The following is a 13,380-nucleotide window of genomic DNA, read 5'->3' as shown; positions in this document are numbered from 1 at the left end:
CTCGCGTTTAACCTCGATCTCCAGCGCCAGCGCGCAACGGGCGGCGATATTCATTCATCGGGCGCAGGCCATGCCCCAGCCGCGCCGCCCGTCGCCCCGCTGTCAGAACCTGCCGATCGCTCAACGCGAAACCGTCTGGCTGCCCTGTGCACCAGCTTCGGATGGGAGAAGAAGCGCTATCTGACCGGCATCCTCCCCGCGAACAGGCTGCCTGTGCAGTGCTAATGCGAGGCTGTTGCAAAATGCGTGTTAGTTTTCTATCGCCCCCCGAAAGGGGAAGACGATGAAGCTCGCACTCGGCATGATCGCCGCAGCCACCATCTGGACGGGAAGCGCGAAGGCCCAGGCGGGCCAAGCCGATACCGATAACGCCAATGCCACGCGGGAAGACATTGTCGTGACGGCCGCGCGAACCAACCTGCCGGCGAGCGCGCTGCCGCTGACGGTGGACGTGATCGACCGCGAGACGCTGTCGCGCCAGGTCGCGGTCTCCGGCTCTACCGTCGATGCGGTCTCGGCGCTCCTGCCGTCCTTCTCGCCGACGCGCGAAAAGATCACCGGCTTCGGCGAGACGCTGCGCGGCCGGTCGCCGCTCTACGCGATCAACGGCATCCCGCAGACGACGCCGATCCGCGACGGCGCGCGCGACGGCTACACGATCGATCCCTTCTTCATCGACCGGGTGGAGGTGATCTATGGCTCCAACGCGCTGCAAGGCATCGGCGCTACCGGCGGCGTGGTCAATCAGGTCACCGTGACGGCGCCCAAGGCGAATGGCTGGAGCGGACGGACCCTGCTCCAGGGCAATAGCGGCGACGATTTCTCCGGCGCTTCGTTGGGCGGCAAGATCGCCGGCCTGGTCAATTTCCGCAGCGGCCGGTTCGATGCGACCGGCGGCGTCGCCTTCGAGCGGCGCGGCGTCTTCCTCGACGGGCGCGGGCGCCGCATCGGCCTCGACGGCAACCAGAGCGAAATCCAGGACACCGACAGCCTGTCCTTCTTCGGGCGGGCAGGGTTCGATCTCTCCGATAGCGCGCGCATCGAAGTGATCGCCAACCGCTTCCGGCTGGAAGGCAACAACCATTACCTGCCCGTCGACGGCAACCGGGCGCTCGGCATTCCCGCCACCAGCCGGCGCGGGAAGACGCCGGGCCAGCCCTCGACCGGCCTGGCCGAGATGGTGTCGGCCTCGCTCACCGACGGCGATCTGGCGGGCGGTGCGTTCACGCTGCAGGGCTTCTACAACCGCACCAGCGACACCTTCGCCGGCGGTATCCTGGCGACGTTCCAGGACGCGAGGATCGCGCCGGTGGGCACGCTGTTCGATCAGTCGCGCAACGTATCGCGCAAGATCGGCGGAAAGGTCAGCTACGAACGCGCCGTGCCGGGCTTCGAGGCGCTGACGCTGACCGCGGGGTTCGACGCGCTGATCGATCGCACCAAGCAGGATCTCGTCCAGACCGGCCGCGCCTGGGTGCCGCAGACCGATTTCCGCAGCCTGGCCCCGTTCGGGCAGGCCAATCTCAAGCTGTTCGACGGTATCGTGCGGCTCGCCGGCGGCGTGCGCTACGAAAACGTCCAGCTCGACATTCCCGACTATGTGACGCTGGCCAGCGCGAATGCGCGGGTGGTCACCGGCGGCAAGCCCTCGTTCGAGCGCGCCTTGTGGAACGGTGGCGTGGTGGTGGAGCCGATCAAGGGGATCCGCGCCTATGGCAGCTATGCGGAAGGCTATACGATCGCCGATATCGGGCGCGTGCTGCGCGGCATCACCCAGCCCAACATCCGCATCGCCGACTTCCTCGATCTGACGCCCGTCGTCTCGAACAACCGCGAGATCGGTGTCGAGGTCACGCAAGGTCCGCTCGAGGCCAGCGCCACCTATTACTGGTCGTCGAGCGATCTGGGCCAGGTGCTCGTCCGCGGCAGCGACGGCATCTTCAACGTGTCGCGCCAGCCGATCGACATCCAGGGCCTGGAAGTGAACCTCAGCGTCCGCCCGCCGCTGCCGGGGCTGAAGCTCGGCACCGGCTTCGCCCATGTCGACGGGCGCACGGACACCAACGGGGACGGCAGGATGGACGCCGATCTCGACGGTGCCAACATCTCGCCGGATCGGCTCAACCTGAACATCGACTATAGCCGCGGGCGGCTCAGCGCGCGCCTCCAGGGCCGCTACTATCTGTCGCGCCGGTTCGAGGGGCAGCCGATCGCCAACGATTTCGTCGGCTACCGGCTGTTCGATGCCTATGTCGCCTATGATTTGCCGGTGGGCCGCGTGATGCTGAGCGTTCAGAATCTCGGCAACACGGACTATGTCACCTATTACAGCGACACGCAGGGACCGACCGACAATGCGCGCTTCTACACGGGGCGCGGCCGGAACTTCACGCTGAGCTGGCAGGCCGGGTTCTGATGCACCTCCTCGCCCTGCTGCACCGCTGGATCGGTGCGATCGGCGGCCTGTTGCTCGCGCTGCTGGGCCTGACGGGTACGCTGCTCGTCTGGCGGGACAAACTGACCTTCGTGGCGCATGCGGGCGATCCCGTCCGGGCCGATCCGGCGTTGCTGGCAAGGGCCGTCGCCAGCCTATCGAGCGGACCGCAGCCGATCGACCGCATCACCTTCGCGGGCGAGGGGCTCGGCGTCCATCAGGTCATCTTCAGGGACGGCAGCGGCGCCTATCTCAGCCAGGCGGGCGAGACGGTCGCCCGCTGGTCCGCATCGTGGCAACGCCCCGAGCTATGGCTGTTCGACCTCCACCACCGCCTGCTGATCGGCGACACGGGGGAGGCGATCACCGGCGTTGCCGGGCTGGTCGGCCTGTTCTTCGTCGTGACGGGCGTCCTGCTGTGGTGGCGGACGCGGCGCCGCTTTCGCCTGCGGCCCTGGCCTGCGACGATGAAGTCCGGCGCGATCGTCCACCATCACCGTGACCTCGGCGTGGTGACCGCGCCCTTGCTGCTCGTGTCGCTGCTGACGGGCGTGCTGATGGTGTTCCCCGCCCTGGGCGGCGGCCTGCTTGCCGAAGCGCGGTCTCGGCCGCGGCGGGTCGAGGTCCGGGCGGCGCAGGCTAGCCGCGATCTGAGGCCGCTTTTCGAGGCTGCCGCGGCACGTTTCTCCGGTGCCGAGTTGCGCCGGCTGCAATGGCCGCGCAAGCCCGGTGCGCCCATCGTCCTGCGGCTTCGCCAGTCGTTCGAATGGACGCCGAATGGCCGGACCTTCGTCTATGCGGACCCGGTCACGCTGGCGATTGTCGGCCGTGCCGATCCGGCAACGGGCGGCGGTGCGGCATCGATCCGCGAGAAGCTCTACCCCATCCATGCCGCCAAGATCGGCGGGCCGGCCTGGAAATTGGCCATGAGCATGTCGGGTCTCGCGCTGGCGCTGCTCGGAAGCTTGGCCGTGTACGCGTTCTGGCGGACGCAGTGGCACATCCGCCAGGCCAAGCGACGGAAGCTAAAGGCAAGAGTCGAACGGGAGCGGGGCACACCGTCAGCGTCTCGCGGCTAGCCGATTGGCTGAGGCGGTGCTTGCCGCAGGATTATGGCTGAATCCGTCGCGGAGCCGTCGGTGCCGGCACCCGACCATGGCACCGCTGAAGAACAGGGTCGCGCTGGCGGTCATACCCGCCGGTCGCGCATTGCGTGATGAACGCCTGCACAAAACTGCACGGCGGGCGTGCAGTCATGGCCGTTCACGAACAAATTCAAGCGCCTAGATTGTCGTCATCGTCTGGAACGGGCCGAACGGATCCGAAGCGGTAGCAGCATGCCGCGGATCGCTCCGACGCTCGCGAACAAGGATGTTGAGGATGATCACGATGCTGGTGACCTATGCGGGGGACGAACGGACGCCGTTCGACCGCGACCATTGGATCGACGTGCACTTCCCGCTCGTGCGGGAAAGCTGGGGCCCCTATGGGCTCGTCAGTGCCGCCGGCTTTTTCCCGCAGGGCGATGGCGCCGGGCTGATCGCGGTCGGCGTCGTCCATTTCCGCGACGAGGCCGCCATGGAAGCGGCGCTGCAAGCGCCGGAAACCGCCCGGATCATGGCGGATGTCGCCATCGTCACTGCTGTCCAGCCGCAGCGCAGCGTCGTGCAGCCGCTCTGAGCGGTCGCGGGCAATCAACGGAGCGTATGTCATGAAAACCTGGCTTATCACCGGCTGCTCGAGCGGCTTCGGCCAGCGGCTCGCCCTTGCTGCCGCGCGGCGCGGCGATCGGGTCGTCGCGACGGCGCGCAATGTCGAGGCGATCGCGGCCATGGCCGAGCCCTTCGGCGGTCGGATGCTGACCGTGCCGCTCGACGTGACCGATGCGGCGGCGGCACGGGCAGCGGTCGCAACGGCGGTCGAGGCCTTTGGCGGCTTCGACGTGCTCGTCAACAATGCCGGCTACGCGCTGTTCGGCGCGATCGAGGAAGGCACGCCCGAGGAATATCGGCCGATGTTCGAGGTGAACGTCTTCGGGCTGATCGAGACCACCAGAGCCGCGCTGCCGGTTCTGCGACGTTCGGGAGGGACGATCGTCAACATGTCGTCCGGCGCGGGCATCGAGGGCAGGGGGGGCGGCGGCTATTACCATGCCGCCAAATTTGCGGTGGAAGGGATTTCCGAGGCGCTCGCCGATGAGCTGAAGCCGTTCGGCGTCCGGGTGCTGATCGTCGAACCCGGGCCGTTCCGCACCGATTTCCTGGGCCGCTCGATCGCCATGGCGGCCCACGAGATGCCCGAATACGCCGCGAGCTCGCGCAAGCCGTATCGCGAAACCGGCAACGGCAACCAGGCGGGCGATCCGGACAAGGCGGTCGCGGTGATCCTGCAGGCGGTCGACGCCGGAGACGCGCCGCTGCACCTGCCGCTCGGCCCGGCCGCGCACGCGATCGCCGAGCGGAAGCTCGCCGCCTTCCGCCGCGACATCGACGCCTGGCGTGCGCGCACGATCGCCACCGATTTCGATCCGGCCTGAGCGCGGGGGCCACGCCCCGTCGCAACCTCAATATCGTACTGGAGAGCGATCATGATCGCAGCGCGGCCGGGCTTTGCCCAGCAACTGGTGCCGGCCAACGGCGTCAAGATCAACGCGGTGATGGGAGGGGCTGGCCCGCCGATCCTGCTGCTCCACGGCTGGCCGGAAACCTGGTGGGAATGGCACCACGTCATGCCGCTGCTCGCCGAGCATTTCAGCGTGGTAGCGATCGACCTGCGCGGCGCAGGGTTCTCCGACTGCCCGCAGGCCGGCTATGACAAGGCGACGATGGCGCGCGACGCGCATGCCGTCATGGCTGCGCTTGGGCATGCACGCTACGCCGTGTGCGGGCATGATATCGGCGGCATGGTCGCCTTGGCGCAGGCAGCCCTTCACCGGGAGGCTGTCACCCATCTCGCCGTCCTCGACGTGCCGCTCCCCGGCTGGTCGCAATGGGAAGCGACGACGGCGAGGCTGTGGCATTTCGGCTTTCACGCCAGCCGGGACCTGCCCGAGCGCCTGCTGCATGGCCGTGAACAGGATTATCTCACGGCCTTCATGGCCGAGCGGTTCTACGACCATAGCCGCTTCGATCCGGCGGATGTCGAGATCTACGCCAGGGCCATGGCGCTGCCCGGCCGCACCCGCGGCGGCATGGAATGGTATCGCACGCTCGACGCCGACCACGCGGCGGCACTCGCGTACAAGGAGCAGCCGCTCGAGATGCCGGTGCTCGGCCTGGGTGGAGATCAGCGCTTCGGCGCGCAGATGGTGCCGATGCTCGAGGAGTTCGCCACCAAGGTGACCGGCGGCCCCATCGCGCGGTGCAGCCATTATGTCGCGGACGAGCGGCCGGACGAACTCGCAGCTGCCCTGATCGCGTTCCTCAACGCCGAGTGAAAACCGCATTCTTTGAAACCAGCACGAAGGAGACTGTCATGACCGCACCCGTCATTCGCGGCGTCAATCACATCGGCATCACCGTGCCCGATATCGAAGCCGCCAAGTCCTTCCTGGCCGACGCCTTTGGCGCCCAACTGATCTACCAGTCGTTCGGCCCGCAGGATCCGCCGCGGCAGGGCCCCGAGTTCGAGCGCGCCGTGGGCGCGTTCCCGGGCACGGTCGTGCGCGCGCAGGCGATGGTGAAGATCGGCACCGGACCCGATATCGAGCTCTTCGAAATGCACGGGCCCGAGCAGGCCCAGCCGATCCGCGCGAGCGACTTCGGCATCACCCATTTCGCGCTGTACACCGATGATATCGAGGCTTCGGTCGAACGTTTCGAGAAAGCAGGCGGTACCCCGCTGACGGCGCCGCGCGCCATCCCCTATGCAACCGAGAAGGGGCCCGGGAACAAGGTCTGCTATTGTCGCATGCCGTGGGGCACGACAATGGAATTCATCACCACGCCGGATCGCATGCCCTATCATGACCAGACGACTCTGCGCAGGTGGCAGGACGAAGACTGAGGAGGGCGGCAGCGAACGCGTTCGCTGCTGCATCGTACGATATAGAAACTCAACTATCGAGGTCGGCGCTAATGGATGAACAACCCTTCGGTGTGCGGGTGCCCGCCCGCGTGCTGCCTGCGCCCCGCTCCATCAGCGCGGACGCGCGCGCCGCGCTCGACCGGCTCGTGGATCCCGACGGCATGCCCGTCAACGCGAAGCACCCGATGCCCGCTCCCGAAGATCGCGAGGCCTGGGTCCTGATCAAGACGGCGGTGGACGCGCATTATGCCGCCAGCATCAAGGGGCTTGCCGGGACGCTGCGCGCCAGTGTCGAGACCGTCCAGGTCGGCGACACTGTCGTCCATGTCGCGACGCCCGAGACGAACACGGCGACCGGGGGCGCCTATCTCGATCTGCACGGTGGTGCCCTGGTGTTCGGTGGCGGGGAAGCGTGCAGGGTCGGCGCGCAGATGCAGGCGGATCTGCACGGCGTGCGCTGCTACGGCGTCGACTATCGAACGCCGCCCGAGCACCCCTATCCTGCGGCACTGGACGATACGCTGGCGGCCTATGTCCATGTGCTGGAGCGGCATGCGCCTTCGAGCGTGTTCGTCGGCGGAAGGTCCGCGGGGGGCAACCTGGCCGTCGCCATGCTGCTGCGCGCGCGCGACCAGGGACTTCCCATGCCCGCCGGCATGGTCCTGCTGTCCCCCGAGGTCGACCTGACCGAGTCCGGGGACAGCTTCGAGGTGAACCGCCTCGTCGACCTGATGTTGCCGCTGCCGCTGCGGTCGGCGAACCTGCTCTATGCCGATGGCGCGGACCTGTCCGATCCTGATTTATCGCCGCTGTTCGGTGACCTGACCGGCCTGCCGCCGACGCTGCTGCAATCCGGCACCCGCGATCTGTTCCTCTCCAACACCGTGCGCATGCATCGCGCCCTGCGGCGGGCAGGCGTGCCTGCCGAGCTTCACGTTTTCGAGGCGATGCCGCATGGCGGCTTCCTGGGTGGGACGCCGGAGGATCTGGAACTGAGTGGCGAACTCGCCCGGTTCGTGCGCACGTGCTTGCGCGGCGGCTGAGGCTCCGCCCCCAATGATCGACACCGAACGGCTCGTCCTGCGCCCCTATGAAGCCGGTGACGTGCCGTCGATCCTGGCCCTCGCGGCGGATCCGGCGGTGCGCAGGTTCATCGGCAATCTACCTGATTCCGAGGAGGCCGCATGGGCAAGGGTGCTGCGCTGTGCCGGCCATTGGAGCCTCTTCGGATTCGGGTCGCTCGCCGTCGTCGAGAGGGCGAGCGGCAGCATCGTGGGCGAGGTGGGCGCCGGCTTCTTCCGTCGCGCTGTCGATCCGGAGCTCGATAGCCTCCCCGAAGTCTCATGGCTCTTCTCTTCCGAAGTCGGCGGGCGGGGCCTGGCATTCGAGGCGATGGCGGGCCTCTTGCGCTGGCTGGAGGCGTCGACGCGCCACGATCGCGTCGCGTGCCTGATCGAGCCGATCAACCTTCCCTCGCTGAGGCTCGCTGAGAAGCTCGGCTTCTCTCCCGTCAGGCACGTCGCCTACCGAGAAAGGCCCTTCCTCCTGCTGACTAGCCAGACCACACCGCTCGCAGATGATCGTCCAGCACGCCGATGAACGCGCGCAGGCGCTGCAGATGCTTCAGATCGCGGTGATAGCCCATCCAGATGTCCCGGCTGGGCGGCGCCTCCGGCAGTCCGAGCAGGCGCAGTCCCGGGGTCTGGCTGCCGACCGCGCGGGGGAGCACGGCGATGCCGACACCCTGCCGGCACATCCGCGCCTGCACGTTCCGGTTGTTGGAGCGCAGGACCGTCGTCGCGTTGGGAAAGCTTTCCATCAGCCACGCGATGTCTGGGAAATGGCCGGTGGACGTATCATGGGTAATCAGCCGGAAACCGGTGCCGTCGCCGAATACGGGCTCGGGCGCGCCCGCGGCGATATAGACACCATAGTGCAGCGGACTCAGCCTGCGCTGCACGATGTCGGACGTGTCGAAGGGCACGATCCGGAAGGCGATGTCCGCCTCGCGCTGCGCAAGGCTGAACAGCCGCGTGCCCGTGAGGATCTCGATATCGACGTCTGGATGGGCAGCCGTATAGTCGGTGATGATCGGGGGCAGCACATAGGCGCCGAACCAGTCGGCCGAGGAGATGCGCAGGCAGCCGCGCAGATTCTGCTCCTGCCCGGCGAGCCGCCGCTCCATGGCCAGTGCGCCTTCCTCCATCTGCTCGGCCAGCGTCACGATGGCGCTTCCCTCCTCGGTGAGGATGAGCCCGTCGGCGGTGCGCTGGAACAGCGTCTGGCCCGTCGCTGCCTCGAGCGCGCGCAGGCGCCGGCCTATGGTTGGATGGCTGAGGCGCAGCGCGCGTGCTGCGCCGCCCAGCGTGCCGGCGCGCACCACGGCCAGGAAGATCCGGACATCGCTCCATTCCATGGCATGTCCTTACGCCTTGCCGCGGTCGGGTACACCCCGCGGCAGAAAAGTTCGACACGGCGTGACCGGCATCGCGTTGCAGGCGAATAAGCCATCATGCGCTCGGACTTTCTGTCGAGAATCATCTCAAGGCCGTCCCCGAGCGTGACGAGCGCCGCACGTGCGCGGCAATCCCGGAAGGCGTCCGATAGCTGGAGCGGCCTGATGGAAGCTGCCCAGAACGGGCATGGCGGTGCGTATCGGCGCCTGCTTGGAGAGACATCGGAATGGCTCAAGCGCTATTTCGAGCGGCGGCTGCCGCCCGGCGACGTCGACGATGCCGTTCAGGAAACGCTGCTCGCCATTCATCGGCGGCGGCACACCTATGATCCGCAATATCCCTTCGGGCCCTGGCTGGCGGCGATCGCCAAGAACAAGTGGGTCGACCAGCTGCGCAGCCTGGCGCGCCGACCGGCGGACGACCTGCCCGACGCGATCGCGATCGGCGATCACGAGGCGGCGGTGGTCAGCAGCTCCGTTCTGGCCAGCCTGCTCGACCAGCTTCGCCCGGCGCAGGCCCAGGCCATCCTGCTGGTCAAGGTGCAGGGCTACAGCATCGACGAAGCCTCGGCCCAGACGGGGCTCTCGCCATCGGCTGTGAAAATGAACATCCACCGTGGCCTAGCCCGCCTCATGGCATTGATCGAGAAGACCCCCGATGTCGAATGAAGCCTTGATTGCGGACCTGTCGTCCGATCTCGTGCCGGTACGGCGCCGCAGCATGGTGCGGGAAGGCGCGCTGCTCTTCGCGCTGTGCGGGCTGGAACTTGCCCTTGCCCCCGCCACGGGCCTGATGCGCGCCGACATGCACCACATGGGCGGATCGCCCTATCTGATGTGGAGGGTGGGAAGCCTTGGCCTCCTCGCCATCGCCGCCTGTGTGCTGGCGGTGCGATCCTTCTCGCCCACGGCACGGCCGCGGCACGGGCTGATGCTCGCCTGCGGACTCGCGGTGCTGGCCATTGTCGGCGGGGCCGCCGTCACGCCTGCTGGAATGGCCGACCGGGGGCTGCTGGATCGCATCAACCCGGCAAGCGGCATGATGTGTGCGACGTCGATCTTCGTGCTCTCGCTGCCGATCATGGCGTTGCTCGGGGCCTTGATGCGCAGGGCCGCGCCGACCCAGCCCCGACGTAGCGCGCTCGTCGCCGGCATCGCCGCCGGGACCTGCGGCGCCTTGATCTTCGCGTTCTGCTGCCCCTTCAACGACCCGCTCTACGTGGTGGTCTGGTATAGCGTCGGGTGCGCCGCCGTGGCGGCAGTAGCGCGATGGTGCCTGCCCCAGCGCTTCCGCCTCTAGCCGGAACCAACGCGGCCGATCACGCGCCGCTCCCCCTGAACAGCCGACGATCGACCAACCGGCTTGCCGGGCGGGAGACGCGCGCCTGCATTACGGAAAGGAACCATCTCATGAAGACCGACACCCACGCGAAGTCTCCCGATCGAGACTGGCTCAAGACCTATTATTATCTGCGCTTCGCGATTTCCGCGATCTGGGTCGCGCTCGCCTTCACGGTCGCCAAGGCGGTGCCGCCGCTGGCCGCGGTGATGCTCGTCGCCTATCCCGCCTGGGACGCGCTGGCCAACTATCTCGACGCCAGCCGGAGCGGGGGGCTGGCGAGCAACAAGAGCCAGATGCTCAACTTCATCGTCAGCATCGTGACAGCAGTCGCGGTCGCCGCGACCCTCCCGCACGGCATGCACGCGGTCCTCCAGATCTTCGGCGTGTGGGCGGTTCTGTCCGGGCTGTTCCAGCTGCTCACCGGAGTGCGGCGCTGGAAATCCTATGGTGCGCAATGGGCGATGATCCTGAGCGGTGCCCAGTCCGGTCTCGCCGGCGCACACATGCTCATCAAGGCGGCCGGAGCCGCGCCGGTGGGTATCGCCGACATCGCGCCCTATGCGGCGTTCGGCGCCTTCTACTTCCTGGTCTCGGCGGTTTCGCTGACGATCAGCGATGTGCGCCGCCGCGCCAAGGCCGTCGCGGCCTGACGGACTGCCAACTGCGCAGCACGGGCGGGGATCCAGGCAGTGTGGCTCCATCCCCGCCTCCGCGGAGGCGGTGCCCTCTGCACGGGATCGCCGCCGCCGGGCGTGCGCGCGGACCAGCGTTGATTTTACGGAGCTCCTATGATCGTTCCCCTCTCATTCCTCGCAAGTGCGATTACAGTCTTCGCCGCCGTGACTGCCGCTCCACCGTTGGCAGCCGCTCCGCCCATCGAGGCCGCGCTTGCGCGATGGGACATGGCGGAGGTGCGGGCGCTTGCGAAGGCGATGCCGAAAGGTGCCGAACGATGCGCGGTCGAAGGCGTGATCGCCAATCGCGACAACCGCCTCGATGTGGCGGCGAGATCGCTCCCGCACTGCCTGGCAGTGCTGGAGCGAACGGGGTCTCCCCGAGCGCAGCAAGCGTTCGAGACGCTGCTCGACACCTATCGCCGCCGGGGCGCGTTCGGGAAGGAATATGCGCTGATCGCGCGATGGCTCGGCGCGCATGCCGAGCATATGGAATCCGATGCGGTTGCCGATTTGCGCGACGAGCTCGGGATGGCAGGGGTCTTGCGCAACTTGCCGGGCCCGAGGGCGACAGGCAGCAGGACGGCCATCTTGCACAGCTATCGCAATGTGCTCGGCACGCACAATGTCGATCTGACGGTAGGCGGCGTCACGCTTTCGTGGAACATCGATACGGGCGCGAATTACTCGGTCGTGTCCGACAGTGCTGCCCGCCGGATGCACCTGGCAGTTCGCGATGTTCCCTTGCGCGCGGTGGGATTGACGGGCCATTCGGTTCGAACGCGGATCGCCGTTATCGACAGTCTCCCGGTGGGCGCCGTCCTCCTTCGACATATGGTGACGATCGTCGTACCGGATGAAGCATTGCACATCCGGTCCCCGCGGGCCGATTATCAGATCGAGGCGATCCTCGGCTGCCCCGCGCTCGCCCAGCTGGGCCGGTTTCGGATCGATGCCGACGGTACGTTCGCGATCGATCGGGACGGACCTTTGCTCACGTCGGGAGCGACGCTCTACATGAACCAGCTGACTCCGTTGGCCGAGGTGGAGATCGCGGGGCGCAAGGGCCTGGTGAGCATCGACACGGGTGCGAACCGAAGCAGTCTCTATGCAAGCTACGCTACCCGCTTCGCCGATCGTGCGCCCCTTTGGTCAAGGAAGCGGGACACCACCCTGGGTCTGGGTGGCGGCACCGAAGGCGATGTGGCGATCGAGCCGCACCTCACGATCACGGCAGGCGCAGCAACCGTCATCGAGCGCGATGTGGCCGTCACCTTGGAGGGAGACAAGGCAGCGCCGGTCCTTGGCAATCTCGGACAGCCCGCCTTGACTGCGAAGGGCAGCTACACCTTCGATTTCCGTTCGATGCGGCTGCTGCTCGGGGCAGAAGCTTCCAACGGATAGACTGCGTGCGCCCAGCCTGGGGCGCACGCACCGGCATCGACCTAGCGCCACGCATCCGACGGCATGTTGGCGAGCCTGCACGACTCCTCCCATAGTCGCGCTGCCGAGGCACCATCGAGAGCCCGGGCGGGGGGCTTTTCGAGCGCGGGATAGCCGCGCGTGCCGCCCAAGGCATGGGGACCGTAATAGCTGCCGTCCTGCGCGGACGGATCGGTGGCGGCGAAGAGCGTCGGCAGTGCGCCCTGCCAAGCCGGCTGAAACAGGAAGGGGAGGAACCGCCGCAGCCGACCGGGGGCGCTGTTCGGCCCGGCGCCGTTCGCGATCAGGTCCGTGCGCGTGATGCCGGGATGTGCTGCGATGCTCGCGACGCCCCAGCCGTGCCACTGGCTTTGCCGGCTGAGCTCGAGCGCGAACAACAGGCAGGCGAGTTTGGACTGGCTGTAGACCGGCATCGGCCGGTAGCCGTGCTCGGCCTGCAGGTCGTCGAAGTCGATCGCACCGCCGCGCGCCGCGACGCTGCTGAGCGTGACCACCCGCGGCTGGCGCCCCCGCTTGAGCAGGGGCAGCAACCCGGCGGTGAGCGCGAAATGGCCTAGATAGTTGGTGCCGAACTGCAGTTCGAAGCCGTCGCTGGTTACCAGCCGCGTTGGCGGTGCCATGACAGCGGCATTGTTGATCAGGATGTCCAGCCCCTCCTGCTGATCGGCCAGCCGCTGTGCGAACCGCGCCACCGATTCCAGGCTCGCAAGGTCCAGGATCTCGAACCGTACGGCCGCGCCCGGTGCCGCCGCCGCGACGGTAGCGACCGCGTGTGCGCCCTTTTCAGGGTTGCGGCCGGCGATCACCACCGCGGCACCTGCATGGGCGAGCGCCAGCGCGTTTTCCAGGGCCAAGCCCCCGGTGCCGGTGATGACGGCCGAACGGCCATGCTGCGTGGGAATGTCGGTGGCGGTCCAGCGGTTCATGTCCGTCCTCGGATCGAGTGCAACTGCCGCTGCAATAGCGGGGCGCCCGGCTCCCTGCTTGCCCGAAGCCCCGAAAAACC

The 13,380-nt window shown here is 67.5% G+C and carries 14 protein-coding genes; 12 read left to right on the top strand and 2 right to left on the bottom strand.

The annotated features are described in order from the left end of the window. The first annotated feature begins 283 nt into the window (after positions 1-283). The 8 genes from BM009_RS02670 (at position 284) to BM009_RS02635 (ending at position 8,059) form a co-directional block, all read left to right on the top strand. Positions 284-2,416, top strand: a complete 2,133-nt coding sequence (locus BM009_RS02670) for a TonB-dependent receptor (RefSeq protein ID WP_093293494.1) — start codon at positions 284-286, stop codon at positions 2,414-2,416. Next, positions 2,416-3,513 carry a PepSY-associated TM helix domain-containing protein gene (locus tag BM009_RS02665; protein ID WP_093293490.1) on the top strand — a complete coding sequence of 366 codons (1,098 nt, stop codon included), beginning with the start codon at positions 2,416-2,418 and terminating at the stop codon, positions 3,511-3,513. The genes BM009_RS02670 and BM009_RS02665 overlap by 1 nt, the downstream gene beginning before the upstream one ends. Positions 3,514-3,814: 301 nt before the next feature. After that, a complete protein-coding gene (locus tag BM009_RS02660; RefSeq protein ID WP_093293488.1) occupies positions 3,815-4,114 on the top strand; it encodes an EthD family reductase in 300 nt (99 codons plus the stop codon). A 31-nt stretch (positions 4,115-4,145) separates the two neighbouring features. Continuing rightward, positions 4,146-4,970: an oxidoreductase gene (locus tag BM009_RS02655; protein ID WP_093293485.1), complete on the top strand. Its 825-nt coding sequence runs from the start codon at positions 4,146-4,148 to the stop codon at positions 4,968-4,970. Between the two features lie 51 nt (positions 4,971-5,021). Next, positions 5,022-5,870, top strand: a complete 849-nt coding sequence (locus BM009_RS02650) for an alpha/beta fold hydrolase (protein ID WP_093293483.1) — start codon at positions 5,022-5,024, stop codon at positions 5,868-5,870. A 38-nt stretch (positions 5,871-5,908) separates the two neighbouring features. Further along, entirely contained in the window at positions 5,909-6,439 is a 531-nt protein-coding gene (locus tag BM009_RS02645) for a VOC family protein (RefSeq protein WP_093293480.1), read from the top strand. Positions 6,440-6,510: 71 nt separating this feature from the next. After that, positions 6,511-7,503: an alpha/beta hydrolase gene (locus BM009_RS02640; RefSeq protein WP_093293477.1), complete on the top strand. Its 993-nt coding sequence runs from the start codon at positions 6,511-6,513 to the stop codon at positions 7,501-7,503. 13 nt (positions 7,504-7,516) lie between these two features. Further along, positions 7,517-8,059, top strand: a complete 543-nt coding sequence (locus tag BM009_RS02635) for a GNAT family N-acetyltransferase (protein WP_093293473.1) — start codon at positions 7,517-7,519, stop codon at positions 8,057-8,059. Here BM009_RS02635 and BM009_RS02630 read toward each other — a convergent pair. Beyond that, positions 8,013-8,876, bottom strand: a complete 864-nt coding sequence (locus BM009_RS02630) for a LysR family transcriptional regulator (RefSeq protein WP_093293470.1) — start codon at positions 8,874-8,876, stop codon at positions 8,013-8,015. The genes BM009_RS02635 and BM009_RS02630 overlap by 47 nt on opposite strands. A 204-nt stretch (positions 8,877-9,080) precedes the next feature. On the opposite strand from BM009_RS02630, the gene BM009_RS02625 reads away from it, so the two are divergent. From BM009_RS02625 to BM009_RS02610, 4 genes are all read left to right on the top strand, one after another. After that, positions 9,081-9,584 carry a sigma-70 family RNA polymerase sigma factor gene (locus BM009_RS02625; RefSeq protein WP_254772119.1) on the top strand — a complete coding sequence of 168 codons (504 nt, stop codon included), beginning with the start codon at positions 9,081-9,083 and terminating at the stop codon, positions 9,582-9,584. Beyond that, complete coding sequence (locus tag BM009_RS02620; RefSeq protein ID WP_093293465.1) at positions 9,574-10,215, top strand: NrsF family protein; 642 nt, start codon at positions 9,574-9,576, stop codon at positions 10,213-10,215. Before BM009_RS02625 ends, BM009_RS02620 begins: the two co-directional genes overlap by 11 nt. Before the next feature lie 110 nt (positions 10,216-10,325). Next, positions 10,326-10,907, top strand: coding sequence for a DUF308 domain-containing protein (locus BM009_RS02615; RefSeq protein ID WP_093293462.1), 582 nt, complete (start codon positions 10,326-10,328; stop codon positions 10,905-10,907). 138 nt (positions 10,908-11,045) lie between these two features. Next, positions 11,046-12,335 (top strand): aspartyl protease family protein, encoded by a 1,290-nt coding sequence (locus BM009_RS02610; protein WP_093293460.1) that lies wholly within the window; start codon positions 11,046-11,048, stop codon positions 12,333-12,335. A 41-nt stretch (positions 12,336-12,376) separates the two neighbouring features. On the opposite strand, the gene BM009_RS02605 is transcribed toward BM009_RS02610, so the two are convergent. Continuing rightward, the gene (locus BM009_RS02605) at positions 12,377-13,300 is read right to left on the bottom strand and encodes an SDR family oxidoreductase (protein WP_093293457.1); all 924 of its coding nucleotides are present in this window, start codon (positions 13,298-13,300) and stop codon (positions 12,377-12,379) included. Positions 13,301-13,380: the final 80 nt, after the last annotated feature.

It is taken from the genome of Sphingomonas sp. NFR04 (assembly GCF_900114095.1).
Classification (GTDB): domain Bacteria; phylum Pseudomonadota; class Alphaproteobacteria; order Sphingomonadales; family Sphingomonadaceae; genus Sphingomonas.
The sequence above is the reverse complement of the archived record's forward strand: the minus strand, read 5'-3'. Positions and strand labels throughout refer to the sequence as shown.